Here is a 24,901-nt window from a genome sequence, read left to right on the forward strand (position 1 = left end):
GGCATGGCCAAGTACGAGGTCAACCCGGCGGCTGTCGAGCAGGCGAAGCGGCTGATCGAGGGGCGGCAGTATGTGCTGGACAGTGACTGGGGTGAGGTGCAGCCCCGGGCGGACGACCAGAACGCGTACCTGGAGAACCACAGCTGGGAGGAGTACGCGGCCTGGCATCTTGGGCTGACGGTCGGGCCGTCGGACGAGACCAAGGCCCGGTACGGGTTCGTGATCGGGGACTTTCGGCGGATCCATCGGACCGCGCTGATCGCCTCGGTCTACCGGGCCTCCGAGTGGCGGCACAAAGCTGTCGAGCTCGCTGCCCACGACCTTCTGCAGTTGCTCGACGAGAAGTCCGGGCTGACCGCTTAGGCGTCGAGCTTCGTCTCGTCGAACCAGAGTTCCGGCGGGACCCGTTCGGACAGCTCGGTGAGCAGACCGGCGGCGCCGCGGAACATGCCGGCGCCGATCGGGATCGCACAACCGTTCAGGCCGAGTACGACGGTCGGGCCGTCCTCGGACCGCATCACGCCGGCGATCCCGTCCCAGCTGATCTCGTGCACGCCGTCCTCGTCCCGCAGGACGAGTGCGGTATCGGTTCGCACCCACAGCATCGAGCGGGCCTCCTTGACGAAGGCCCGCGCCGTCAGCGGCGGCTTGAACGTCTGACCGGCGGGCATCGCCGGGATCACCGGGCAGAGCGACTCCTGGCGGAAACCGGCCTGCTCCCAGATCACCGGAGCGTCTTCATACGTGTAGCCGATCGCGGCCGGAAGCGCGGCCTTCAGTACGGCGGCAACGTCGGCCGGCAGCAGTCCCGCCAACTCCACGCGATCGACTGCCTCTCGCTCAGGCTCACCGAACCTGCGCGCCATCGCGTTCCCGAAAGTCCGGCGGAGCTCGGGCTCGCCGGCGTCGAGTTGCTCCTGATACCGCGCGAGCTGGAACGCGACCTCGGCCTCGGTCGGGCCGTTCTCGGCCAGGTCGGTCAGTGCCTCGACGAACGCCCGGGACACCGCCTCCTCGCTGCCCTCGCGCGCCTCGGCGTACACCACCCAGTCGGTCCCGACCAGATCGCATCCGATGTCGTAGCTGTGCCCGCCGGCGTGCCGGCACTCCTCCTCGACCCGCTGCCGCAGTACGTCGATCGCCAGGGTGGAACGCCGTACGGCATCGTCCGGCGGCAGCGTGAGCAGGACCCCGGCGGCCGGCATGCCGTACCCGACCACCACCGGACCGTCGAAGGACCGGCCGACCGGGTAGTCCCGAGGAGGCACTGTGCCGCTGGGCAGTTCGAGCCGAAGGTCGTCCGGCAACGGACCGGTCACCTGCAGCACCGCGTTGGACGGGACGAACCACGTCCGAGCAAACGCGGTGACGTGCTCCGCAGTCAGGCCGTCGTACCCAGGACCCTCCAACCACGCCAAGCCTGGGCCACTGGCGCCGTACTTCACGTTCAGCAGCTGAGCCACCACCGGATGGGTGTCATGACCGTCCTCGGCCGCGAGCACACCAACCTCCACAGCCATCCGCTCGACCGATGGCGCGGCGAGCGCGCGGCACAACCCGGACAGGAACTCCCCGACCCGCGCCGCCGACCCGGACGCCACGAACGTGGTCGTCATCAGGTCGACCTCGGCGTTCATCTCGATCGGCAGGTGGCGTACGGCGTGCATCACCAAGTGCTCGAGCAGATGCGCAACCCCGACGGTCCGCAGGGTCTCGTCCCGGGAGCCGACCGCGAAGGTCAGCGTGACGTCGGTGTGGTTCTGGGTGCCGCTGTGCCGCAGCACCCGGACGCCGTCGATGTACTCAGTCACGGCCGAACGTTAGCCGGTCACGGTGCGGCGGAAGCGGACGAGTGGGTAGAGCGCGGGTTGGCCGGAGGTGCGGGGTGGGCCGGGGAAGGTCGTCGCGGCGTCCAGGGTGAGGCCGTGGCGGGCGGCCGTGGCGACCAGGTGGGAGAGGGCGTCCTGGGACCGGGAGTCGTTGGGACCACGGCCGTCCGCGTAGCGGCTGGCCTCGGATTTCTCGGTGGTCGTGATGAAGACGCCGTCCGTGCGCAGCACCCGGGCGACCTCGGCGATCACAGGCTCGCTGTCGTCCAGCAGGTGCAGCAGCCAGATGGCGACCACCGCGTCGCACCGACGGTCCGCGATCGGCAACTGGCCCGCGTTGGCCGCCGCGACATGGCCGGGCAGGCGGATGCGGGCGTGCTTGAGCATCGCCGTGGACAGGTCCACCCCGTGCACGAGGTTGCCGCGGGCAACAAGCTCGGCTCCGACGATGCCGGTGCCGACGGCAAGTTCCAGGACCCGGCCGCCCTTCGGCAGCAGCGAGTCGATCGCATCCGCGGCAGCTTGCGCACGTACGGCGCCGCCGCGGGTGTCGTCGTACCGGGCGGCCTCGGTCTCGTCGTACGAGGTCCGCGGGGAGGACTTCCAGAGCGCCGGCCAGCTGATGCCCACCTCGGCGAGCATCCGGCGGAGCAACGGCAGTGAGACGCCGACGACGTTGTGGTAGTCGCCTTCGATCCCGGTGACGAACGCGCCGCCCAGGCCGTCGACGGTGAAGGAGCCGGCGACCACGAGCGGTTCGCCGGTCTCGACGTACGCGTCGATCTCCTCGTCGGTGAGGTCGGCGAAGTAGACCTTCGTCGACTCGAGCTCGCGCAGCTCCTGCTTGGAGGCGGTGTCGATCAGGCAGTGCCCGGTGTGCAGTACGCCGGTCCGCCCACGCATCGACCGGAGTCGTTCACGCGCGATCTCCGGCGTACCGGGCTTGCCGAAGGGCTCGCCGTCCAGCTCGAGGACCGAGTCGCAGCCGAGCACGGTCGCGTGCTCGGTCAGATCGGCGACCACGGCCCGCGCCTTCAGCGTCGCCAGCACCCGGGCCAGCTCGCCCGGGCTCTCCGCGGTCACGTGGTCCTCGTCGACACCGGAGACGATCACCTCCGGCTCGACACCGGCGCCGCGCAACGTCTTCAGTCGCGCCGGTGACGCCGACGCGAGCACGAACCGGACGCTCACAGCTTCGCCAGGGCGCGCCGCAGCGGGTCGAGCCCGATCGAGCCGAGGTCGAGCGCGTCGGAGTGGAAGCTGCGCAGGTCGAACGCGGATCCCTTCCGCTGCCTTGCCTCGTCCCGCGCCTGCAGCCAGATCCGCTCGCCCACCTTGTACGCCGGCGCCTGGCCCGGCCAGCCCAGGTACCGGTTGAGCTCGGCCTTCAGGAACTCGGTCTCCATCCGGCAGTGCGCCCGCAGGAACTCGAACCCGAGGTCCGCGTTCCACACCTCCCCCGGCCGCCAGCCGAACGAGTTGTCCGCGGGGATCTCCAGCTCGAGGTGCATGCCGATGTCGACGATCACCCGTGCCGCCCGGAAGCCCTGCGCGTCCAGCATCCCGAACCGCGCGCCCGGGTCCTCGAGGTAACCCAGCTCCTCCATCAGGCGCTCGGCGTACAGGGCCCAGCCCTCGCCGTGGCCGGAGACCCAGCAGGCGATCCGCTGCCAGCGGTTCAGCAGGTCGGTGCGCAGCATGGTCTGCGCGCACTGGAGGTGATGGCCGGGCACACCCTCGTGGTAGACGGTGGTGACCTCGCGCCAGGTGGCGAAGTCCTCGAGGCCGCTCGGCACCGCCCACCACATCCGGCCCGGCCGGGTGGTCAGGTCCTCACTCGGCGGCGTGTAGTAGATCGAGCCGTCCGAGGTCGGCGCGATCATGCACTGCAGGGTGCGGATCTCTTCCGGGATGTCGAAGTGGGTGCCGCCCAGCTCGGCCACCGCCCGGTCGGACAACTGCTGCATCCAGTCCCGGAACGCTTCCTTGCCGTGGATCTTGCGGGCCGGGTCGTCGTCCAGCAGCGCGGCCGTGGCCTCGATGCTGCGGTCGCCGTCGTTCAGGCCGGCCGCGATCGCCTGCATGTCCGCCTCGATCCGGGCCAACTCCTGCCAGCCCCAGGCGTAGGTCTCCTCCAGGTCGATCTCGGCGCCGAGGAAGTTGCGGGAGGCAAGCGAGTAGACCTCGCGACCACACGCGTCCCGCTCCGGAGCCCGCGGCGCGATCTCCGAGCGCAGCCAGCCGCCGAACTGCTCGAACGCCTTCCGCGCCGATGCGGACGCCGCCTCCACGGTCGCCTTGACCGGGCTGTCCGGGGCCTGCGCGGCGAGCCCGCCGAAGAAGTCGTCGCCGTCCGCGCCGGTCCAGCTGGCGATCCGGTCGGCCAGGTCGTTCACCTGGCGCAGCGCCGACACCCTGCCCTGACCGGCCTGCTCGAGCAGGGTCTCGCGGTACCCGTCGAGCGTCGTGCCGACCTGGTTGAGCCGGATGGCGATCGTCTCCCAGTCCTCCGGGGTCGCCGTCGGCATCAGGTCGAACACCTGGCGGATCTCGGTCGGGACCGAGGCGATCGCGTTCAGCTGGTGCTGCGGCACGCCGGCCTCGTACGTCTCCAGGTCCAGCCCGAGCCGCTCCAGGAACGCGTCCTTGGCGACCTCCTCGCGCGGGCTGCCGGTCGCCGTCGCCCGCGCCTCGGCCAGCGACCGCCGGGTCAGCTCGATCAACGCCTCGAACCCGGCCGGCGTGTAGTCCGGCAGCTCGTGGTCGTGGCCCTCGATCCCCATGAACGTGGCCGCGGTCGGGGACAGCACGACGAGCTCCTCCAGGTACCGCTCGGAGAGCTGATCGATCGGGCTGCTCGGTGTGGTGGCATCGGTCACCTGGCCGACCCTACCCCCGCGGGCCGGAGTCGGCTGACCTGTTTCTGCCGATACTGTGGCCGTCGCCGTTCAAGGAAGGGACCGGGGTTGAGCCAGACACCGTTCGGCGGTCCGCAGGGCCAGAACCCGCCGTACCCGCCGTACCCGCCGTACCAGCAGCCAGCGCCTCCGCCGGGCCCGCCGCCTCAGCCTTACGGTCCGCCACCGGGCCAGTACGGCGGGCAGCCGCAGTACGCACCGGTGTCGGTCGCGCCCCAGCAGGGACAGGGATTCGGCTGGGGACCCAGCTTCGGACCGCCCGGTCCCGGCGCGCCGGGAGGGCCCGGCTTCCAGCCTGGCTGGCAGCCGCAGCAGCCGCCGAAGAAGAAGTCCAAGGGCCCCGCGGTCCTGGTGCTCGGCCTGCTCGCGGTCGCGGTCGCCGGCGCGTTCATCTGGAGCCAGGTGAGCAAGGACGCCGACGACGACTACACGCCGCCGGTGAGCTCGGGCCGGTACACGCCGTCCCCGACCACGACCTCGGAGCCGACCGGAGAACCCACGTCCGAGCCGACGGAGCAGCCGACCAGCACCACCACGGAGGCGCCGGAGCCGAAGGCGATCGACGTCGTCGCGAAGAACCGGCTCTACAAGGCCGGCCAGATGGCCGCGACGGGTTGCCGCGAGCCCCGGGTCCGCCCGACCAACCAGCGCAACGCCGCCGCCTACTGGGCCGCGGTCAAGCCCTGCCTGGACCGCGGCTGGGCGCCGCTGGTCGCCAAGGCGGGCTACCGGTTCGTGTCGCCGAAGATGGTCTACTGGGCGGGCACCAGCTACTCCAACCCGTGCGGCAGCGGCCCGGTCGCGGTGCCGTTCTACTGCCCGACGAACCAGACGATGTACATGAAGGTCGACGTGTTCGTGAAGACCTACATGGAGTACCCGGACGCGGAGTCCAAGGCGTACTCGCGGATGTGGTACACCCGCTCGATCGCGCACGAGTACGGTCACCACGTCCAGGAGATCACCGGGATCCTGGAGGCCGCACACGACCTGGAGTACGACGCCTCGTCGTACGACGAGCGGTTGCGGATGAATCGCCGTACCGAGTTGCAGGCGAACTGCTTCGCCGGGGTCTTCCTCGCCGTGACCAAGCGCAGCTACCCGATCAACGGGCTGATGCTGCAGGTGTGGAACAAGTGGGTCGTCACCGCCGGCGACAAGCCGAACGAGGGCACCCACGGCAGCAAGGCGAGTCAGGGACGGTTCATGGGCCAGTCCTTCAAGACCGGCAACCCGGCCACCTGCAACACCTTCACCGCGTCACCCAACAACGTCAGCTGACACTTCACGGGAGCCGGACTCGGGGTGCACAGTGGTGACCACGCCGAGACCGCATCCGGGGGCCTGATGAGTATCGAGCTGAACCACACGATCGTGCACGTGAAGGACCGGTGGGCCGCGGCTCGCGATGTCGGCGAGATCCTCGGCCTGCCGGAGGCGCGGGCGTACGGGCCGTTTGCCGAGCTGAAGCTGGACAACGGGGCGAGCCTGGACTTCATGGACACCGAGGGCGAGGTCCACGGCCAGCATTACGCGTTCCTGGTGAGCGAGCAGGAGTTCGACCTGATCCTCGGCCGGTTGCGCGACGACGGCCGCAAGTGGTGGGCCGACCCGTTCAAGCGGCAGCCGCAGGAGATCAACCACGGCGACGGCGGCCGCGGCCTCTACTGGGAAGGCCCCGACGGGCACTGGCTGGAGATCATCACCGTCCCCTACGGCGGCGCCACCTGACGTCCGGGCCAGGCCGAGAGGATGACCGCGATGGCCCACATCTCTGGACAGGTCACGATCGACGCACCCGCCGAGAAGGTGTTCGACCTGGTCGCTGACGAGCGGAACGAGCCGAGGTACAACCCCCGGATCATCCGCGCCGAGAAGGTGAGCGCTGGTCCAGTGGGGCAGGGCGCACGGTTCGTCGCCGAACCCAAGGGGATGGGAGCCCGGGGAAAGATGGTTCTCGAGGTTCTGGAGTACGACAGGCCGCGCCGGCTTCACAACAGGGTGCGCTCGTCGTACCTGCAGGTCGACGGCACGTTGACGTTCGCAGAGGTGGAGGGCGGGACGCGCCTGAGATGGGACTGGGACATGCGCCTGGTCGGACCGATGCGGGTGATGACCCCGGTGCTGGCCCTGGTCGGCCCGGCCTGGGAGCGTCGGAACTGGGTGGGACTCAAGCGGTACCTGGAAGCCGGCGCGGCGGCTGCTGATGACGACTGACTCGATGAACGGCGCGTATCTGGCTCTGCCGGACGGCGTGGGCCCACACCCCGGCGTGGTCGTGATCCATGAGGCATTCGGCCTCAACGACAACATCCGGGAGATCTGCAGGCGATTCGCCGACCAGGGATTCGCTGCCCTGGGTGTCGACCTGTTCCAGGGGCGAAGCCGGGTTGTCTGCATGGCCCGGATGTTCGTGGGCGCGATGAGGGGGAATCTCGACCACTACGGCGTTCCTTCGCTGAAGGACGCCCTGGGAGACCTGGCGAGCCATCCGGACGTCGACGCCGACCGCATCGGCGCCATCGGGTTCTGTCTCGGCGGCTCCATCGTTCTGACCTGGGCCTGCACCGATGGCCGGCTGAGCGCGATTGCCCCGTTCTACGGCGCTGCACCCAGGCCACGAGACGCGATCCGCCGACTGTGTCCCGTCGTCGGCTCCTGGCCGGGCAAGGACTTCACGACCAAGGCGGCCGGCATTCTCGAAACCGAACTGACGGCTGCAGGCGTCGCACACGACCTGAAGGTCTACGAGGGAGCCAAGCACTCCTTCTTCAACGACCAGTGGCGTACCTACGCCCCCGAGGCCGCAACCGACGCCTGGCAACGGGTGCTGGCCTTCTTCGAGGAACACGTCCGCCACGGCACGCGCCCGACCTGAGCGTGGGCGGTGGGTCAGGCGAGGTTGTCGGGTGCGACCTGGCGCCAGGAGTCGATCAGGATGTCGCGCAGCTCGTCGGCGTCCTCGAGCGCGGCGAGGCGGGCCCGAACCCAGTTCGAACCCGCCTCGTGCGGCGGAACCCAGAACTTCTCCGGCTCCGCCTTGATCAGCTCGTCCCGCTCCAGCCGGGGGCACCGCACCGCGAACGACGTCTGGTCGTCCGGGATCGTGATGAACATCCGCCCGGCCACGTCGAACGTCGGGTGTCCCCACCGCTGCTTCTCCACCGTCTCGGGGAAGGACAGCGCGATCTGTCGTACGTCGTCAGCACCCAGCACCCTGACACTCTAGGCGCGCCGGCGGCCAGGGAGGAGGAGGGCGACGACCGTGCCCACCGCGACGATCGCGGCACCGGTCCAGACTGCGGGGACGAGGCCGTCGGTGTAGCTGACCGGGGACTCGTAGGAGCCGGCCGAGGCGAACACCGAGGCCAGTACGGCGACCCCCATCGCGACGCCGACCTCGCGAATCGTGTTGTTGGTGCCGGAGGCAACACCACGGTCAGCGTCGGGCGCACTCGCCATCACCACACTGGCCGCCGGCGCGAAGGTCAGGCCCATCCCGATCCCGGCCAGGACGAACGGCAGCACCATCTCGCCGTACTGGGTCGTGGCCGTGGTGATCAGCGCGAGCCACCCGAGCGCGGCCGCGAGGAGCGCCTGGCCGGTCGCGATCAGCACCCGGGGACCGACCCGGTCGACGATCATCCCGGCGATCGGCGCGACCACCATCGGCGCCATCGTCCACGGCAACGTCCGGACGCCGGACTCCAGCGGGCTGTAACCCTGCACCACCTGGAAGAACTGCGCGAGCAGGAAGACCGCGCCGAAGACACCGACGGAGAACGTGAACGACACGAAGTTCACGACGCTGAACGCCCGGTTCGAGAACAACCGCAGCGGCAGCATCGGCGCCGCGCTCCGCCGCTCCCAGGCGACGAATCCGGCGAGCAGCACCACACCGGCGATCAGCCACCCGAGCACACCGCCGGACGTCCAGCCGTCGTCGGCGCCATGCACGACGCCCCAGACGATCGCGAGTACGCCGGACGTCGCCAGGACCAACCCGGCCAGGTCCAGGCGCTTCGCCGTACCCCTGGACTCGCCAAGGACTCGGGCGGCCAGCAGTACGGCGACCACGCCGACCGGCACGTTCAGCCAGAAGATCCACTGCCAGTTCAGCCCGTCGACGACCGCTCCGCCGACGACCGGACCGACCGCCACACCCAGACCGGAGATGCCGCCCCACGCGCCGATCGCGGCGCTACGCAGCCTCTCGGGTACGGCGCCGGACAGCAACGTCAGCGACAACGGCATGACCGCGGCCGCGCCGACGCCCTGAATCGCACGGGCGCCGATCAGCATCCACGGCTCGGTCGCCAGCGCACAGGCCGCCGACGCCACCGTGAACAGCGCGATGCCGGCCAGGAAGATCCGCCGGCGGCCGAGCCGGTCACCTATTGCGGCCGCGGTCAGCAGCAGGGCGGCGAAGGCCAGCGTGTACGCGTTCACGAACCACTGCAGGTCGGAGAGCGACGCGCCGAGCTCGGCCTTGATCACCGGCAGCGCGTTCGTCACGACCAGGTTGTCCAACGTGACCATGAAGGTGGGGATCCCCACCGCGGTCAGTACGGCGCCCAGCCCGAACCGGCGGCCCGGCGACGCCTGCGGTTCCAGCCTCTCGTCGAGAGCGGTCGAAGTCATGCCCACACCCCTAGTTGTAATTGACTGATAACAAGCTCTCCCAAAGTATGCATTCACTGATAACATGTCAACCAACAGATGGGAGAGAGCATGGGTGCGAGGGTGCGATTGACCGCGGCGGAGCGTGGTGAAGAGGTGCTGGCGGCGGCGGTGCAGGCGTTCGGCGCGGCCGGGTACGCGGGGACGAAGACGGACGAGATCGCCCGGATCGCCGGGGTGTCCCAGCCGTACGTGATCCGCCTGTTCGGCACCAAGCAGCAGCTGTTCCTGGCTGCGCTGCAGTCCGTGTGCGACCGGATCGAGCAGACCTTCCGCGAGGCCGCGGCCGAGGAACCGACCCTGGCCAGCCTGGGCGGCCGCTACGAGACCTTCCTGGCCGAGCGGGAGCTACTCCTGGTCCTGTTGCACGGCTTCTCGGCCAGCGGCGAGCCCGCGATCGGCGACGTGGTCCGCGAGCGCTTCGGCGGCATCTACCGCCTGGTCCGCGACCTCACCGGCGCATCCCCGACCGAAGCGCGCGAGTTCCTCGGCACCGGCATGCTGCTCACCGTGATGACCGCGATGCAGGTCCTCGGCCCGTCCGCCGTACCGGTTCCCTGGGCCGACGAAGTCATCTCGACCCTGGGCGACCCGGCCTAGTCCCGGCCGACCTTCTGGCCGGCGGCGAACCAGATCGCGGCCGTGGCGAGGAGCAGCGCGGCGACCGTGACCAGCATCGAGCCCGCGACGTCGGCCCCCTGGATCAGCGCGGCCGCGACTGCCACCACCGGGACGATCACGACAGCGATTGCCCCCGGCAACCACCATCGCCGGAGCGCGTCCCGGTGCACGAGCGCGTACGACGGGACCTGCGCGGCGAACGCGGTCGCCAGATGCACCACCAGCAAGCCGATCCCGGTCAGCACCACACCCCAGCCCACCTCGGCGGGCGCCCGGATCAGCCATCCACCGGCGACAACGATCATGAAGATCACCCCGGCCAGCGAGTCCGGCAGCACCACCGTCGCCACCAGCAGCGGGATCCCCGCCAAGGGAACCATGTCCAGCTGATTCCACGGCTGCACGGCCGAAACCACCAACGCCACCGCACCGGCCACCGCAATCGTCAACCGGGCAACCACCACAGCCCGCCCGGCTGCCCGTCCCTGCGCCAGCCACAAACTGACCTGCTCCGCCGGCGTCACGACGACCCCCTCAGATCCTGCGCGCGCTTCATGAGCGCATCCGTGGGGCGGCGGCAAGTCTGGAGGCGTCTCGGAGGACTTCGTCGAGAGTGCCGGCGCCGTGCCAGGTGACGGTGGGGACGCCGAGGTCGCTGAGGCGGTCGAGCTCACGGCGGCGTTCGAGCATGCGCAGGCGCCAGGCGAGCGGCCAGGCGCGGGCGTCGTGCTCGCTGAGGTCGATCACCGAGGCGACGTCCGGCGGCAGCGTGTCCACGGCGATGACTGTGCACCCCGAGTGCACGAGCGTGACGACGTACCCCATGATCGCTTGGCGGAGCAGCGGGCTGAGCACGAGGACGAGGCTGTCGGACCTGATCCGGTTCCGGCGGACGAGTTGCTCCTCGTCCTGCTGCCGCCCACGACGATCCGCGTGCACCAGCGCGTCGAGGATCCGGCGCAGATGCCCGCGACCGCTGCCGGAGCGAACGCTGCGGACCAGGTTGCCGGTGTCGATGAGCCGGACGCGGTCGCCGTGGCGCAGGTAGTGCTCGGCGATCGACGCGGCCGCGCGGACGCCGGTGTCCAGGCTGCTCGACCGGCCGTCGATCCCCTCGCTGATGCCGATCTCGCCGCCGGTGTCGAGCAGGATCACCACCTCGGTGTCGCGGTCCGACCAGGTCGACGTGACATGCAGCTCACGGGTGCGCGCCGACACGGCCCAGTTGATCCGCCGCAGCCGGTCCCCGGTCCGGAACGGCCGGACGCCGGCCACCTCGGTCCCCTCGCCCGGCCGCCGCGACCGGTGCAGCCCAACCAGCCCAGCCGGTCGCGGTACGGCGTCGACCGCTTCGAAACCCTCGCGCAACGGCAGAGTGCTGACCGCCAGCGGTTCCGTCGACGTCACCCGGACGCGGTACGCCCCAAGCGTCGACGTAGCCACGACAGTCGGCCGATCCAACGCCCGCAGGCCCCACCGCTTCGACCGCAGGCCCACCTCGAGCGTCACCGCGCCATCAATCACCGGCTCGGCGATCGCGGCCTGCGGTGGGTCGTACTGGAACCACTGCGCCCGCGGCAGCGCCGCCACGATCAGGTCGATGTCCGGATCGAGCGTCCCGGCCACGCGCAACCGGTACGTCGTCGCCTGCCCCTCGAACAGCACATCCGTGTCCAGCTCGGTGTGCACCTCGGGCGCCTCCCGCGGCCGGAAGTACCGCCCCCAGATTGCGACGAACGCCAACGGCAACCCGAGTACGGCGGCGTCCGGCCGACGAGCCAGCACCGCCACGAGCAGCAACAACCCCGCCACACAGATCACCCGGATCTGCGCGTGCGTAGGCTGCCACCTCATCTGGACGCGCCCACCACGGTCGGCGGGGTCGGAACCGCTCCGAGCACTGCGCGCACGACCGTCGCACCCGTCACCTCGTGCAGCCAAAGCTCCGGCCGGACCGTGATCCGATGCGCCAGAGCCGGTACGGCGACCGCCTTCACATCCTCGGGTACGACGTAGTCCCGCCCCTGGATCACGGCGTACGAACGGGCCGTCAGCAACAACGCCAGCGAGCCCCGCGGGGACGCGCCGACCAGGACCTGTGAGTCGCGACGGGTCGCCGCGGCCAGGTCGACGCAGTACTGGCCGACGGTGTCGTCGACGTTCACGGTCTCGATCGCCCGTTGGGCGGCGAGCAGTCCGGCCGCGTCGGTGACCGCCGCGACGGTCTGGTCCTCCTGCCGGCGGCTCATCCGGCGGCGCAGGACCTCCCACTCCTCCTCAGCACTCGGATAGCCGAAGCCGATCCGCAGCATGAAGCGGTCGAGCTGCGCTTCGGGGAGCGGGTAGGTGCCTTCGTACTCGACCGGGTTCGCGGTCGCGAGGACGTGGAACGGCGTCGGCAGCGGGAAGGTCTGGCCCTCGACGGTGACCTGGTGCTCCTGCATCGACTCCAGCAGCGCGGCCTGCGTCTTCGGCGGCGTCCGGTTGATCTCGTCGGCCAGCAGCAGGCCGGTGAAGATCGGGCCGGGCCGGAAGGCGAAGTCGGACTCCTTCTGGTCGTAGACGAACGCGCCGGTGACATCCGACGGCAGCAGGTCCGGGGTGAACTGCACCCGCCGGAACTCCAGCCCCAATGCTTGCGCGAAGGATCGCGCGGCCAAGGTCTTCGCCAGCCCGGGATAGTCCTCCAGCAGCACGTGCCCACCAGCCAGGATCCCGGCCAGCACCAGCTCAAGGGCTTTGGACTTGCCGACCACCGCCTCGCCGACCCGCGCCAGAACCTCCTGGCTGAGCGTGGAAACCTCCTCCACCCGCAGCTCACGGCCGGCGGGTTCGGTGGCAGGCAGGTCAGCGTCCGTCACGGGTTCCTCACAGGTTCTCGATGGTCTGGACGGCGTACTCGATCTCGTCGAGGGAGGCCGTGAGCTTGTCGTCCCGGGTGATCAGGTCCCACACCCGGTCGCCGGTGAGCTCGCGGGCCCGGGCGGGCTCGCGCTGCGGGTCGACACCGTGGCGGTGCAGCAAGCGGTCGGTGGTCACCTCGAGCAGTAGCGGCTGGATCCGGCGCGCGAACGTCTGCGAGCCCTCACCGGCCCGGCGCTCGCGATTCGACTCCTGCAGCCAGGTGGCGATGAACTGCGTGCGGTTGTCGTTGCTCCGGCTCCGCAAGGCGGAGAGCTTCTCGTCGTGCCGGGCCGGCCAACTGGTCTCCAGCAGCTCCGGCACGAGCAGCCGGATCGCCAGCGACCCGAACCCGATCGCAAGCGCGGTCGCGACGAACCACATCGGCCGCGGCGCCATACCGAGCGCTCCGAACCCGGCCACCAGCAGCAGGCTCACCAGTACGGTGATCCCGACGTGCTGCACGAGCACCTTGTCCAGCCGCACCGACCGCCGGCCCGGCGGCGGCGCGACCGGAGGCCGTCGCTCCGACTCGTCCAACGGCGTCCACTTGTACGACGTCATCCGCCCACCTCGGTCGTGACGGCGGACAACTCGGCACGCAAGCGCAGCAGCGCTGCCCGGGCCTCGGCACGCGCCTCTTCCGTCGAGCCGTGCGTGGAGTAGCGGGCCTCGCGGTAGAGCTCACCGAGCCGAACGAGCTCGGGCTCGGAGATCCCGCCGACCCCGAGGACGCGGACCGTGAACTCCGCCGGAGTCTCCGACTGCTCCCGTGGCACCCCGGCCGATGCCGCCGCGTTCTCCAGCGCGACCCAGCACGCGATCACGGCGTCGGTCGCCGAACCGGAATCGATCCTGGAGAGTCCGCTGTCGACCGCCCCGGCGAGCCGGTCGGCCTTGATCCGCTCCCAGTCGGTGTCCTCGTCCTCGGCCTCCGGCAGCTGGACCTGGCGCACGACCCGGTAGATCAGCCTCCCGATGAGCGCCACGATCGCCGCGATCGCCAACCACACAACGGCCTGCCACAGCGCTTCCACCCAGGCCGGCAGCGGCTTCGGCTCCACATCCTTCAGGGCCGACGGCGGGCCAGGCCTGGGAGTTTGCGCAGTCTCATCAACCGGTTCCGGAGTCACCGGGCGCGGACTCGTCGTCCGCGTGCTCTCGCTGACCGGCCGCACCGGTCCGCCGGCGGACGCGAGCACCACGAAGCCGGCCGCCGCGATGCCGAGCATCAGCACGACAACCAGCACCAGCGCTCCCCGCCGCCTCGGCTGCACCACGGAAGGCTAACCGATCAGAAGCCGGTGTCGAGCCAGGGAAGCCGACTGGCGGAAAACGCTTCCGACACGATCGCGAGCGCGCCGGACGTGTGCTCCTGTACCAGTCCCGCCGCTCCGAGGCGAGCCAGCGACGGCCGGCCGAGGTACACCGCGCCCAGCTCCCGTACGTCGATGGTCAGGTCAGCCGCACGAGTCGTCGCCTCGCAGGTCGCACCCTCCGGACCGCCGGCGAGATGCCACCGGCCCGCGTTCCACGGCAGGAAGCCGTCGGTCACGGCGAGGACGACATCGAGGTCGCGCGCATAGGTCCGCGCGGTGAGGGCACGCCGTACGTCGACCGGCCGGACCCACAGCCCGTCCCGGGTGATCGGTGATGGCGCCCGTGGGTCAAGCAGCAGCTCTAGCAGTGGGTCGTCGGACGGCAGATGGCCGTACCGGGTCTCGCTCAGCAGGTCCGGCTCCAGCAGGTAGCGCCAGAGCGCGGCATGCGAGGCGACATCCGCCGCGTGGACGCGGATGACGTCGATGAAGCCCTTCTCCTCACGCCGAGTCTGGTAGTGCGCGTAGCCGGTCACGTCGCCGTCCCGCTCGGCCAGGACACACCTGAGCTTGGAGCCGCCAGGGTCGTTCGTGACGTTCGGACCGGTCGCGTACTCCTGCCAGCGGTCGTCGTGGACGAACATCCCCGGCTGCAGCGGCACGAGCCGGTTGCGCAGCGCCGTCGTGACCGGGAGCGCCTCGCGCGGGTCGACGTACCTGATCCGTACGTCGTCGATGCCCGCCACCGGGCGGAGCTCGCGGGACTGCTTCCGGATGACGACCGCTTGGTGGTCGGAGGCCAGCCCGTACCCGAAGCGGCCGTAGATCGCCGGCTCGCTGGCCGTCAGCGCCGCGAGGGGCTCGTTGCCCGCCTCGTAGACATCGTTGAGCTGCGCGCGCATCAGCTCGCGCAGCACACCACGACGGCGGTGCGTCGGCCGGACGCCGACCAGCGTGACGCCGGCCACCGGAACCTGCGCACCCGGCACGGTCATCAGGAACGAGAACGTCCCGGTGTGTCCGACCAACTGCCGGTCGTCGACCGCGACGGTGCTGCGCTCCGGCTCCCAAACCCGCCGCTCCGACTCGATCTGAGCCTCGTTCCACGGCGCGGCGAACGCCAGGTCGACGAGCTCCACCAGCTCGTCCCAGTCACCCTTGAACCGCTCGATCTCGATCGCCATACCCCTTGCCTACCAGACGACCCGGACAAACCGCTCAGGATTTCCGAATTCGCGCGAGGGCGGGAATTTTCCCGGTCTGACGGGAAACCCGGGCCTCCCGGCCTCTGGACTGATGAAAACCGTTTTCATATACTGCCTGCATGACCGCCCATGCGAGAACCTCGTTGTCCCTGTTGGTCGGCCTGTCCACAACCCTGCGCGAACCGGTGCTAACCGCGATGGTGGACCCCTCCACCGTGGCCGTCGTGGTGGACCAGGACGAGCTGCCCGGGCGGGGCGTGCTGTCCTGGCGAGTGCTCGACGCGTCCGGCCCGATCGACTCCGGCGAGTTCACCGTGGGCGACGACTGCGGTGCGTGCCAGCTGATCGAGTCATTGCTGCCGCTGCTCGAGACCCTGGCCGCACGCGAGCACTGGGACCACGTCGTACTGGCCGCTCCCCCGGCGATGGAGGCACGGCCGCTGGTCGCGACGCTGGTGGGGACGATGCCGGAGATCGCGGTCGAGACGGTCACCTGCGTAGTGGACGCCGTACTGCTGGTCGAGCAACTGTCCGGCGACGAGCTCCTCGACGAGCGCGGGCTCGCACTGGGCCCGCCGGACCGGCGGAACGTGGCTGAGCTGACCGCTCGGCAGATCGAGTACGCCGACGTGTGCGTGCTCGCCAACAGCCACCGCAGCTCGGCGCCGGAGCGGCTGCACCACCTGCTGACCCACCTGAACCCGCGTACGACGGTCGTCGCAGCCGACCCGGCCGGTGTGCCGACCGGTCCGGTCGCGCGGACCGGTCTGTTCGACTTCCAGGCGGCCGAGTTGTGGGCAGGCGAGCTAGCGTCGTCGGACCGGTTGCAACCGAGCGGCGACGGCGTCACCACGGTGCTGTGGCGGTCCACCCGGCCGCTGCACCCGGCCCGGCTGAACGACGCACTCGAGGACATCGTCGACGGCGTCGTACGGAGTCGTGGCGTGGTCTGGCTGGCCAACCGGCCCACACAGCGCGTGCGGTGGGAGTCCGCCGGCTACAGCGCCTCGCTGGGGATGCTTGGCGAGTGGTCGGAGACCGAGCACCTCGCCGAGTGCACGGTGGTCGCGACCGGCATGGGCCTGGATCCGGCGCGACTGCAAGCGGTTCTGGACGCCTGCCTGCTGACCGAGTCCGAGCTGGCCAGCCTGAGGTGGCAGGACCTCGACGACCCGTTCGCCGGGGTGCTCTAGGGCGTCAGATACGCCCTAACCCAGCAGCGGGAGACGGGCTGCGTGCGGGCCGAGCATCTCGAGGTCGTCGTCGTCGAGCGGCTCCCGGCCGGTCGCCTTCAGCACGTACGTCGTGGTGTCCCAGTTGATCACGTCCCACGCCTCCGGGCCGAACAGGCCGTCCAGCGTGCGCGCGGTGACCTGCAGTCCCTCGGCGTCCGGCTCGGGCGCGTCCGGCAGGTCGACGATCAGGTCGAGGTGGTGCACGGTTGCCTCCAGCACCAACGTCGCGACGAAGTCGGTCGCCCGCAGCACGTGCCCCTGCGTCTCCACCCGCCGGCCCTTGTCCGCCAGTCCGGCCTCGGCCGCACGTACGGCGGCCTCGGACAGCTCCCGCCAGTGCTGCACGAGCAGGCCAGGCCTGCGGTACGCCGACGCGACCGCACGCACGAAGGCGTCGTCGCCCTCCGTCCCCGGTGGGGAGTCCAGCCAGTAGGTCACGAAGTCCCGGTCCGGTACGGCGGCGGCCGGGCTGGCGAACGCCATCAGCGCACGCTCCGCGTCGTACAGGAGATGGACGAGAAGGGGACCGACCGGCATCCCCTCGCAGCGGGTCCGGCGGGCGAAGTCCGCGTCGCTCAGCCCTTGCACGGTCTCGGTCACCAGCCCGTACGTCCGGGCCAGCGTCGCGGCCAGCCGCAGCGGCAGTGCTCCTCGCTCGGGCGCCCTCATACCAAGCCTCCTCGGTGCGCGGTCCTCTTCGAACCTAACCCGAGAAGGCTCCGGTGTGTTCCTACGACCGGGCGGTGTCCAGGTGCGCGGCCGCCACGGCCTCCAGGTGCGTGAGGTCGGACGCGACGGTCGCGAACGTGTAGCCCTGGCTCAACCGCCGCTGCGCGGTCTGCCCGTCCGGCGTGTGGATACCGGCCGCGATGCCGGCCTCCTGCGCCGTCCGCGCGATCAGCGCGACCGCTTCCTCGAACGGCTCGGCGACGGCCGGGTCGCCGGGGAATTTCGCCCCGACGGACAGCCCAAGGTCCGACGGACCGACGTACACACCGTCCAGCCCGGGCGTCTGGCAGATCTCGGCCACGTTCTTCAGCCCGTCCGGCGTCTCGATCATCGCCAGTACGACGGTCGCCGCGTCGGCGTCGGCCGGGACCGGACCGACCCGCAGGGCCGACCGCATCGGACCGTACGACCGCACACCGGCCGGCGGGTACTTCGCCGCCTGCACCGCCCGCGTGACGTCCTCGGAGCTGTCCACCAGCGGCACGATCACCCCGGCCGCGCCGGCGTCCAGCGCCCGCCCGATCGGCGTCGGGTGGTTGGCCTCGACCCGCACCAGCCCGACCGAGCCGGTCCCGAGTGACGCACCCGCGTCCACGGCCAGGAGGCCGGTCAGCAAACCCTGGTACCCGATCAGCCCGTGCTGCCCGTCCAGCACGACGTAGTCGTACCCCACCCGCGCGATCCGCTCCGTGGCCACCGGCGCATCCAGCACCACCCAATACCCGACCAGCTTCTCCCGCCCCCGAAGCCGACCGGCAAAGTCCTGAGAACTCACGTCTTCTCCTCCAACGATTTCCCCAACCCTAAACCGCTTCCGCCGGGCGCTGTGCGAGTATCACCAACCATGGAACTGCCGTTCACCGTCCAGTCCGGGCCGGCCGACCGGCCGATCCCGATCGACTGGGAGGCCGTCGAGTCCTGGCTTGGGGTCGGGCTTCCGCGGGACTACAAGTCGCTGGCGGATGCCTACGGGCCGCTGGACATCGGTGAGTTCATCTGGCTGTCCGTGCCTTGTGTGCAAGAAGGGCGGTTCGACTACGGCGACTGGCTGAAGGACACGCATCGGCTCTGCCGGAGCTGGTCCCGTTCGGCGCCACCGAACACGCCGCCGCCGTTTCATCCGGAACCCGGTGGGTTGCTCGCCTGGGGTCACACGCGTCGATCGGCCTACCTGTTCTGGGACACGTCGGCCTCACCGGATCCGGACCAGTGGCCAGTCGTCGTCTTCGACGCGGACACGGCGCATGCGGGCAACAATCCCTGGCAGAACCTCGGCATGCCGCTGCTGGAGATGCTCGACGCAGCCATCCAGGAGTCGCTACCGCCGACGGCCCGACGCACCGCGTTCCTGCCGGACCCGCGTCCCTGGACGCCTCCGCCTCCGCCCGCACCGGTCGCCCCCTCACGCCGGGCCGCCCTCACCGAAGGCACGGGCCTCGACGCATTGCAGCAACTCGTACCGCCGCCGGCGACGCCGTACCTCGGCGACGACAGCTGGGAACGGCTCTACGAGCGTCTGGGCACGCGACTGCCCACCGAGTACGTCACGCTGATGGAGACCTACGGCGCCGGAAGCTGGCGGTCCTGGCTGGGATTCGTCACGCCACTCCGCGACCCCGAGACAGCACGATCGAACGGCTACCGCGGCCTGGCCGCCTACGTCACGGACATCCTCGACATCTATCGCGAGCTCCGGGCCGCGCATCCGGAGTTCCAGCCGCTGGCGGTCTGGCCCGAGCCGGGTGGTTTCCTGCCGTTCGCCGACTCGATCGACGGCGACGTGTTCGGCTGGCTGACGCTCGGCGACCCCGACGACTGGCCGGTCATCATCTATCCCCGGCACCACGACCAGGGACCACCGCTTCCCGACGGCCTGGTCGACACCCTGCTGGCCTGGCTGCGCGCCCAGCCGGTGTCCCCCGTGTTCGAGCGGCTCGACGAAGCCGACGATCCGCTCGAGTACGCGACCTTCGAGCCGTGGACGGACGAGTCGTACCTGTGACTCAGACCGGCGGGACGCCGTGCCGCCGGGTGCTGAAGTGGCGGTCCTTGGACTGGGCGGCGGCCAGCCGGGCGATCAGGTCGGTGCGCAGGTCCTCCGGCTCGACGATCGCGTCGATGACCAGGTCGGCGGCCAGCCGAAGGATGTCGATGTCGGTCTCGTACTCCTCGCGCAGCCGGGACACGTACTCGACGCGCTCGGTCTCGTCCGCGATCTCCTGGATCTTGTTGTAGTACACGGCGTTGATCGCCGCCTCCGGCCCCATCACCGCGATCTTCGCGGTCGGCAGCGCGACACACGCATCCGGCGAGAAACCGGGTCCACACATCGCGTAGAGCCCGGCGCCGTACGCCTTGCGGACGATCACCGACACCGTCGGCACGGTCGCCTCCGAGACCGCGGTGATCATCTTCGCGCCGTGCCGGATGATCCCGGCCCGCTCGACCTCGCTGCCGATCATGAAGCCGGGAACGTCGCACAGGTACACCAGCGGCACGTTGAACGCGTCGCACAACCAGATGAACCGGGCCGCCTTGTCCGCCGAGTCGACGAACAGCACGCCGCCCTTCACGGCCGGCTGGTTCGCGACGATCCCGACCACCTGCCCGGCCAGCAGTCCGAACCCGGTGACGAGTTCCGGCGCGTACGACGGCTTGACCTCGAAGAACGTGTCCGCGTCGACCAGCGCGTCGATCACGTCGTGGATGTCGAACCCGACACTCTCCTCGGCCGGCACCAGGTCCCGGGTGAAGTCGCGGGCCGGCGGCGCGGCGTCGTACGACGGCGGCCGGGTCTGCCACGAACCGGGCAGGTAGGAGAAGTACTGCTTGGCCAGGTCGATCGCCTCGGCGTCGTCGGTGGCGAGCAGGTCGCCGCAGCCGGACACGCTGGTGTGCATCCGGGCGCCGCCCATCTCCTCCAGCGTCACCTTCTCGCCGACCACCATCTCGGCCATCCGCGGCGACCCCAGGTACATCGAGGCGTTGCCGTCGACCATGATCACCAGGTCGCAGAACGCCGGGATGTACGCGCCGCCGGCCGCGGACGGGCCGAACAGGCAGCAGATCTGCGGCACCTTGCCGGACAGCGCGACCTGGTTGTGGAAGATCCGCCCGGCGCCGCGCCGGCCCGGGAACAGCTCCACCTGGTCGGTGATCCGGGCGCCGGCGGAGTCGATCAGCCAGAACACCGGCAGCTCGTCGCGGATCGCCACCTCGGTGATCCGGACGATCTTCTCCACCGTCCGGGCGCCCCACGACCCGGCCTTGACGGTCGGGTCGTTCGCGACCACCAGCGCCGGCCGGCCGTCGACCAGCCCGCGGCCGGTGACCACGCCGTCGGCGGGCAGGCCCGGGTTCAGCGCGTTCGCCAGCTGCGCGTCCTCGACGAAGCTGCCCTCGTCGACGAGCAGGGCGATCCGGTCCCGCACGTAGAGCTTGTTCTGACTCGCGAGCTTGGCCGCAGCCTTCTCGGGCGGGCCGAGGGTCGCCTCACGGGCTACCTTGACCTCGGTCCAGTGATCGTGGGTCATGCGGCCATCATTCCACCGGGAGCCCAAGGCTCCGGGCGATCAGCATCCGCTGCACTTCCGACGTGCCCTCGCCGATCTCGAGGATCTTGGCGTCCCGGTAGAACCGGGTGACCGGGTACTCCTCCATGAAGCCGTAGCCGCCGAACACCTGGGTCGCGATCCGGGTCGCGGTCACCGCGGACTCGGTCGCGTACAGCTTCGCCACCGACGCGGCCTGCTTGAAGTCGGCCATCGACGCCCCGGCGTCCTTCAGCGCGGCGGCCCGGTAGACCAGCATCTCGGCCGCGTCCGCCATCACCTTCAGGTCGGCGATCTGGAACGCGACCCCCTGCTTGCGGCCGATCGGGACCCCGAAGGTCTTGCGCTCACCGGCGTACTGGACCGACATCTCCAGGCAGGCGCGAATGCAGCCGAGCGCGACGGCCGCGATCGCGACCCGCCCGTCGTCGAGGGTGGCCAGGAACTGCGCGAACCCCTTGCCGCGCTCGCCTAGCAGGTTGGCCTCCGGCACCCGGCAGCCGACGAAGGACAGCGGGTGCGTGTCCGACGCGTGCCACCCGAGCTTGTCGTACGACGCCTCCGCCGTGAATCCCGGCGTCCCCGCCGGGACGATGATCGTGGAGATCTCCGCCTTGCCGTCCGGTTTCTCGCCGGTCCGCGCGGTCACCGTCACGCAGGACGTGATCGTCGAGCCGGAGTTCGTGATGAACTGCTTCGAGCCGTCGATCACCCACTCGCCGCCGTCCAGCACCGCGCGGGTCTTGGTCGCGCCCGCGTCCGACCCGGACTCCGGCTCGGTCAGGCCGAACCCGGCCAGCTTCCGGCCGGCCACCAGGTCGGGCAGCCAGGTCGCCTTCTGCTCCTCGGTGCCGAAGGTCAGGATCGGGTTGATGCCGAGCCCGACCGCCGCCTCCAGGGTGATCCCCATCGACTGGTCGACCCGGGAGATCTCCTCGATCGCCACGCACAGGCTGGTGAAGTCGCCGCCGGCGCCGCCGTACTCCTCCGGCGCGGTCAGCCCGAACAGTCCCAGCCGGCCCATCTTCTGCACGACCTCCACCGGGAAGTAGTGCTTGCGGTCCCACTCCGCGGCGTGCGGGGCGATCTCCGCCTCGGCGAAGTCGCGAACGCTGTGCCGGAACTCGCGGTGCTCCTCGGACAGTTCGAACATGAGCGGACTCCCTGTGCTTGACGCTTACGTAAACGTAAAGCAACCTGGGGTGTGTGCACAATATCCGGGTGCCCGCTGAGACCTGGTCGATCGCCGAACTGGCCGCCGAGTACGACGTCACGCTCCGGACGATCCGGTTCTACGAGGACCGCGGCCTGCTCACGCCCGAGCGCCGCGGCACCGTGCGCGTCTACCACCCCCGCGACCGCGTCCGCCTCGGCCTCATCCTCCGCGGCAAGCGCCTAGGTTTCTCCCTGGACGAGATCGCCACCATCGTCGACATGTACGACGCCGAACCCGGCGAGGAGGGCCAGCTCGTCTACCTCCTGGACCAGATCACCACCCGCCGGGCCGACCTCGAACAACGCCGCCACGACATCGACGAAACCCTCCGGGAACTGGCCGAGGTCGAAGCCCGCTGCGAGGCCGACCTGGCCGCGCTCCGCTCCGACCGACGTTTCGACAGGAGGTAGTCGGCCGGCGAGGGACGACACGCCGCAGGAAAGCGGTTGGCGGAGCCGAGTCCCGAGACACCTCCTGTCGAAATGCACCTAGACGGCGATCGAGGTCTCCAGGAGTGCGCTCTGGTAGCGGGTCAGGGCGAGGGTTGCCAGGCGGGGGTCGGCGCCCAGCGGTGGGGTAGCGGGACGGTGCGCGGACAGGCGGTGGACTTTGTCGGCGAAGTAGCCGGGGGCCAGGAGGTAGGTGGCTACGGCTACGCGGCCCGGGGTTCGGGCGAGGACGGAGGTGAGGTGTTCGCCGGCGCCGGAGACGTAGCCGACCTCGACGGGGCGGTCGATGCGGCGGGACAGCAAGCGGGCTGTTTGCCCGCAGTCGGCCAAAGCCCGGGGGGCGGAGGAGCCGGCGGCGGCCAGGACGACGCGGTCGATTCGGCGAAGGTCGCCGAGGTGGTCGGCCATGATGTCGGCCAGGACGGGGTCGGGGCCGAGGGCGGAGACGGCGTGGACGCGACCGGGGTACCGGGTCGACTCGGCGGCGATGTCGACGTGCACGTGGTAGCCGCTGGACAGCAGCAGGGGTACGACGACGGCCTCGCCGGCGTCGGCCATGACCCGGCCGACCAGACCGGGAAGAGCCGGTACGTCGACATCCACGAAACCCAGCGACATCGGGATGTCCGGCCGTTGACGCGCCATCTCGCGGACGAGTTCGTGCACGACCGCGATACCACGCGGGTCCGCCGTACCGTGGGCTGCTGCGATCAGGTCGATCGTCATGACGCCACTCCGGCGGGTTCCACGGCCAGGCGGTAGCCGCGTCGTACGACTGTCCGCACCAGCTCCGGCCTGCCGACCGCCGTACGCAGTCTGTTCACCGTGACCTCCACCGCGTGTACGTCCTCTGCACCAGGAAGCACCGCGAGCAGCTCCGGTCGCGACACCACATCACCACCGGCCGCGACGAGAGCGGCCAGTACGGCGCGGGGCCCCGGACCGAGTGGCAGCACCACCCCGTCCAGGACCGCAGCGCCACCACGAATCACGAGTTGCCCGAACTCCGTCTCGATCGAGCGTGCGTGGTCCTCGGTGAGCCGATCGGTGACGATCCGGATCAGCGCGCCGAGCCGGAAGCGGTCGGGCACCAGCGGCTCCATCCCCAACGCCGCAAACGGCGCGGCCGTGACCGGACCCACGCAGGCGTTCAGCACGCGCCCTGTTCGCAGTGACGTGAGCAGGGCGTCGTACTGCCCGGTCAGCGCCGCCGCGTCGAGCATCGCCTGCGCGCCAGGCGCCGACGTGTGGACCACAGCGTCCACCGCGCCCGAGCAGAGCTGGCCGATCATCCGCTCGACGAGAGCGGCGTCCGGCGCCGGACCCCAGCGGTACACCTCGAGCCCGCGTACGGACGCCCCAGCTCCCCGCAGCGAGTCCTGCAGGCCGGGGTCCGACAGTCCATGCAGCTGTACGACGATCTTCCGCCCGTCGACACCTTGGTCGCGGAGCCACTCCACCACCTCGGCGGTCGTCTCCGACCGGGCAGACCAGTGTTCGACCAGTCCGGCGGCCCGGATCGCGCCCCGAGCCTTCGGGCCGCGGGCGAGGATGCGTGACTGCTCCAGCGTGCCGAGCAGGTCCGCGGCCAGCCCGGCGGTGTCAGCGGCCTCGATCCAGCCGCGGAAGCCGACCGCGGTGGTGACGACGACGTCGTCCGGCGGGTTCGCGATCACCCGCCGGGTCGCCTCGATCAGCGCGTGGTCGTCGGCGACCGGCACGATCTGCAGGGTCGGCGCGTGCAGCACCTTCGCGCCGCGACGCTCGAACGAGGCGATCAGGTCCTCCGCGCGGCGGTGGGCGGTGATCGCGATCGTGCAGCCGCTCAGCGGCCCCGGCTTACTGTTCACCGATGAGCACCTGACCATCGACCACCTGCACCGCATAGACAGGCAGCGACACCGCGGGATCGTCCAGGCACACTCCGGTCCGCAGATCGAAGACCTGCTTGAACATCGGCGAGGCGACGGTCGGGACGTCGCCCCGGTTGCCGACGATCCCGCGCGACATCACGTTCGCGCCGCTGAACGGGTCCTGGTTGCCGAGGGCAAACACCGATCCGTCGTGCGTCCGGAACAACGCGATCTGCACTCCGCCGACCAAGGCGGCGACCCCACGCTCCGGCAGCAGGACGTCGTACTGGCAGACCACTGTCTGACTCATGGCAGTGATACTCATCCGCGTCCTCGCTTCGCTCCGGGCGCGGCTGAGGCACCAGGCACGCTGTGTTTGATGGTGAACTCGCTTC

General features: G+C 70.3%; 27 protein-coding genes. 9 read left to right on the forward strand and 18 right to left on the reverse strand.

From position 1 onward, the window contains the following. Positions 1-3: 3 nt before the first annotated feature. Positions 4-363: a hypothetical protein gene (locus tag AB0H36_RS14710; RefSeq protein WP_360521910.1), complete on the forward strand. Its 360-nt coding sequence runs from the start codon at positions 4-6 to the stop codon at positions 361-363. Here AB0H36_RS14710 and AB0H36_RS14715 read toward each other — a convergent pair. The 3 genes from AB0H36_RS14715 to AB0H36_RS14725 are packed head-to-tail and all read right to left on the reverse strand — an operon-like array spanning position 360 to position 4,708. Beyond that, positions 360-1,811 (reverse strand): insulinase family protein, encoded by a 1,452-nt coding sequence (locus tag AB0H36_RS14715; RefSeq protein ID WP_360521913.1) that lies wholly within the window; start codon positions 1,809-1,811, stop codon positions 360-362. The genes AB0H36_RS14710 and AB0H36_RS14715 overlap by 4 nt on opposite strands. Positions 1,812-1,820: 9 nt before the next feature. Then, the gene (locus AB0H36_RS14720) at positions 1,821-3,020 is read right to left on the reverse strand and encodes a Maf family nucleotide pyrophosphatase (protein WP_360521916.1); all 1,200 of its coding nucleotides are present in this window, start codon (positions 3,018-3,020) and stop codon (positions 1,821-1,823) included. Then, positions 3,017-4,708: a DUF885 domain-containing protein gene (locus tag AB0H36_RS14725; protein ID WP_360521919.1), complete on the reverse strand. Its 1,692-nt coding sequence runs from the start codon at positions 4,706-4,708 to the stop codon at positions 3,017-3,019. The genes AB0H36_RS14720 and AB0H36_RS14725 overlap by 4 nt, the downstream gene beginning before the upstream one ends. Before the next feature lie 87 nt (positions 4,709-4,795). Between AB0H36_RS14725 and AB0H36_RS14730 the strand changes: the two genes are divergently transcribed. From AB0H36_RS14730 to AB0H36_RS14745, 4 genes are all read left to right on the forward strand, one after another. Then, positions 4,796-6,028 (forward strand): neutral zinc metallopeptidase, encoded by a 1,233-nt coding sequence (locus tag AB0H36_RS14730; protein WP_360521922.1) that lies wholly within the window; start codon positions 4,796-4,798, stop codon positions 6,026-6,028. Positions 6,029-6,094: 66 nt separating this feature from the next. Further along, positions 6,095-6,478: a VOC family protein gene (locus AB0H36_RS14735; RefSeq protein ID WP_360521925.1), complete on the forward strand. Its 384-nt coding sequence runs from the start codon at positions 6,095-6,097 to the stop codon at positions 6,476-6,478. A 30-nt stretch (positions 6,479-6,508) separates the two neighbouring features. Then, the gene (locus tag AB0H36_RS14740; protein WP_360521928.1) at positions 6,509-6,964 is read left to right on the forward strand and encodes an SRPBCC family protein; all 456 of its coding nucleotides are present in this window, start codon (positions 6,509-6,511) and stop codon (positions 6,962-6,964) included. Then, positions 6,954-7,625: a dienelactone hydrolase family protein gene (locus AB0H36_RS14745; RefSeq protein ID WP_360521931.1), complete on the forward strand. Its 672-nt coding sequence runs from the start codon at positions 6,954-6,956 to the stop codon at positions 7,623-7,625. The genes AB0H36_RS14740 and AB0H36_RS14745 overlap by 11 nt, the downstream gene beginning before the upstream one ends. Positions 7,626-7,639: 14 nt before the next feature. Here the strand turns inward: AB0H36_RS14745 and AB0H36_RS14750 are convergent, their stop codons facing one another. Continuing rightward, positions 7,640-7,963: an MmcQ/YjbR family DNA-binding protein gene (locus AB0H36_RS14750; protein WP_360521934.1), complete on the reverse strand. Its 324-nt coding sequence runs from the start codon at positions 7,961-7,963 to the stop codon at positions 7,640-7,642. A gap of 9 nt (positions 7,964-7,972) precedes the next feature. Next, entirely contained in the window at positions 7,973-9,388 is a 1,416-nt protein-coding gene (locus AB0H36_RS14755; protein WP_360521938.1) for an MFS transporter, read from the reverse strand. Between the two features lie 90 nt (positions 9,389-9,478). On the opposite strand from AB0H36_RS14755, the gene AB0H36_RS14760 reads away from it, so the two are divergent. Beyond that, positions 9,479-10,027, forward strand: a complete 549-nt coding sequence (locus AB0H36_RS14760; protein WP_360521941.1) for a TetR/AcrR family transcriptional regulator — start codon at positions 9,479-9,481, stop codon at positions 10,025-10,027. On the opposite strand, the gene AB0H36_RS14765 is transcribed toward AB0H36_RS14760, so the two are convergent. Genes AB0H36_RS14765 through AB0H36_RS14790 form a run of 6 tightly spaced genes read right to left on the reverse strand, consistent with a single transcriptional unit; the run spans position 10,024 to position 15,452 of the window. Further along, a complete protein-coding gene (locus AB0H36_RS14765) occupies positions 10,024-10,572 on the reverse strand; it encodes a hypothetical protein (protein ID WP_360521944.1) in 549 nt (182 codons plus the stop codon). The two genes, AB0H36_RS14760 and AB0H36_RS14765, sit on opposite strands and share 4 nt — an antisense overlap. 28 nt (positions 10,573-10,600) lie before the next feature. Then, the gene (locus AB0H36_RS14770; protein WP_360521947.1) at positions 10,601-11,902 is read right to left on the reverse strand and encodes a DUF58 domain-containing protein; all 1,302 of its coding nucleotides are present in this window, start codon (positions 11,900-11,902) and stop codon (positions 10,601-10,603) included. Further along, positions 11,899-12,909 carry a MoxR family ATPase gene (locus AB0H36_RS14775; protein ID WP_360521950.1) on the reverse strand — a complete coding sequence of 337 codons (1,011 nt, stop codon included), beginning with the start codon at positions 12,907-12,909 and terminating at the stop codon, positions 11,899-11,901. The genes AB0H36_RS14770 and AB0H36_RS14775 overlap by 4 nt, the downstream gene beginning before the upstream one ends. A gap of 7 nt (positions 12,910-12,916) precedes the next feature. Further along, positions 12,917-13,513, reverse strand: coding sequence for a hypothetical protein (locus AB0H36_RS14780; protein ID WP_360521953.1), 597 nt, complete (start codon positions 13,511-13,513; stop codon positions 12,917-12,919). After that, positions 13,510-14,226, reverse strand: a complete 717-nt coding sequence (locus tag AB0H36_RS14785) for a DUF4129 domain-containing protein (RefSeq protein WP_360521956.1) — start codon at positions 14,224-14,226, stop codon at positions 13,510-13,512. Before AB0H36_RS14785 ends, AB0H36_RS14780 begins: the two co-directional genes overlap by 4 nt. A 17-nt stretch (positions 14,227-14,243) precedes the next feature. Further along, entirely contained in the window at positions 14,244-15,452 is a 1,209-nt protein-coding gene (locus AB0H36_RS14790) for a GNAT family N-acetyltransferase (protein ID WP_360521959.1), read from the reverse strand. A 140-nt stretch (positions 15,453-15,592) separates the two neighbouring features. Between AB0H36_RS14790 and AB0H36_RS14795 the strand changes: the two genes are divergently transcribed. Continuing rightward, entirely contained in the window at positions 15,593-16,666 is a 1,074-nt protein-coding gene (locus tag AB0H36_RS14795) for a GTP-binding protein (RefSeq protein ID WP_360521962.1), read from the forward strand. Between the two features lie 15 nt (positions 16,667-16,681). Here AB0H36_RS14795 and AB0H36_RS14800 read toward each other — a convergent pair whose 3' ends face one another. Next, a complete protein-coding gene (locus AB0H36_RS14800; RefSeq protein ID WP_360521965.1) occupies positions 16,682-17,377 on the reverse strand; it encodes a maleylpyruvate isomerase N-terminal domain-containing protein in 696 nt (231 codons plus the stop codon). Between the two features lie 61 nt (positions 17,378-17,438). After that, complete coding sequence (locus AB0H36_RS14805) at positions 17,439-18,212, reverse strand: aldolase/citrate lyase family protein (protein ID WP_360521968.1); 774 nt, start codon at positions 18,210-18,212, stop codon at positions 17,439-17,441. A gap of 69 nt (positions 18,213-18,281) precedes the next feature. Between AB0H36_RS14805 and AB0H36_RS14810 the strand changes: the two genes are divergently transcribed. Further along, the gene (locus AB0H36_RS14810) at positions 18,282-19,439 is read left to right on the forward strand and encodes an SMI1/KNR4 family protein (RefSeq protein WP_360521971.1); all 1,158 of its coding nucleotides are present in this window, start codon (positions 18,282-18,284) and stop codon (positions 19,437-19,439) included. Position 19,440: 1 nt separating this feature from the next. On the opposite strand, the gene AB0H36_RS14815 is transcribed toward AB0H36_RS14810, so the two are convergent. Continuing rightward, the gene (locus AB0H36_RS14815; protein ID WP_360521974.1) at positions 19,441-20,970 is read right to left on the reverse strand and encodes an acyl-CoA carboxylase subunit beta; all 1,530 of its coding nucleotides are present in this window, start codon (positions 20,968-20,970) and stop codon (positions 19,441-19,443) included. 7 nt (positions 20,971-20,977) lie between these two features. Further along, positions 20,978-22,141, reverse strand: coding sequence for an acyl-CoA dehydrogenase family protein (locus AB0H36_RS14820; protein ID WP_360521976.1), 1,164 nt, complete (start codon positions 22,139-22,141; stop codon positions 20,978-20,980). Positions 22,142-22,209: 68 nt separating this feature from the next. Between AB0H36_RS14820 and AB0H36_RS14825 the strand changes: the two genes are divergently transcribed. After that, positions 22,210-22,614, forward strand: coding sequence for a MerR family DNA-binding transcriptional regulator (locus AB0H36_RS14825; protein ID WP_360521979.1), 405 nt, complete (start codon positions 22,210-22,212; stop codon positions 22,612-22,614). 78 nt (positions 22,615-22,692) lie between these two features. Here AB0H36_RS14825 and AB0H36_RS14830 read toward each other — a convergent pair whose 3' ends face one another. The 3 genes from AB0H36_RS14830 to nirD are packed head-to-tail and all read right to left on the reverse strand — an operon-like array spanning position 22,693 to position 24,816. Then, the gene (locus AB0H36_RS14830) at positions 22,693-23,379 is read right to left on the reverse strand and encodes a CbiX/SirB N-terminal domain-containing protein (protein ID WP_360521982.1); all 687 of its coding nucleotides are present in this window, start codon (positions 23,377-23,379) and stop codon (positions 22,693-22,695) included. Then, positions 23,376-24,503 (reverse strand): uroporphyrinogen-III synthase, encoded by a 1,128-nt coding sequence (locus AB0H36_RS14835; RefSeq protein WP_360521985.1) that lies wholly within the window; start codon positions 24,501-24,503, stop codon positions 23,376-23,378. The genes AB0H36_RS14830 and AB0H36_RS14835 overlap by 4 nt, the downstream gene beginning before the upstream one ends. Further along, entirely contained in the window at positions 24,493-24,816 is a 324-nt protein-coding gene (gene nirD / locus AB0H36_RS14840; RefSeq protein ID WP_360521988.1) for a nitrite reductase small subunit NirD, read from the reverse strand. The genes AB0H36_RS14835 and nirD overlap by 11 nt, the downstream gene beginning before the upstream one ends. Positions 24,817-24,901 lie beyond the last annotated feature (85 nt).

Origin of the sequence: Kribbella sp. NPDC050820, assembly GCF_040653975.1 — a bacterium.
GTDB lineage: Bacteria > Actinomycetota > Actinomycetes > Propionibacteriales > Kribbellaceae > Kribbella.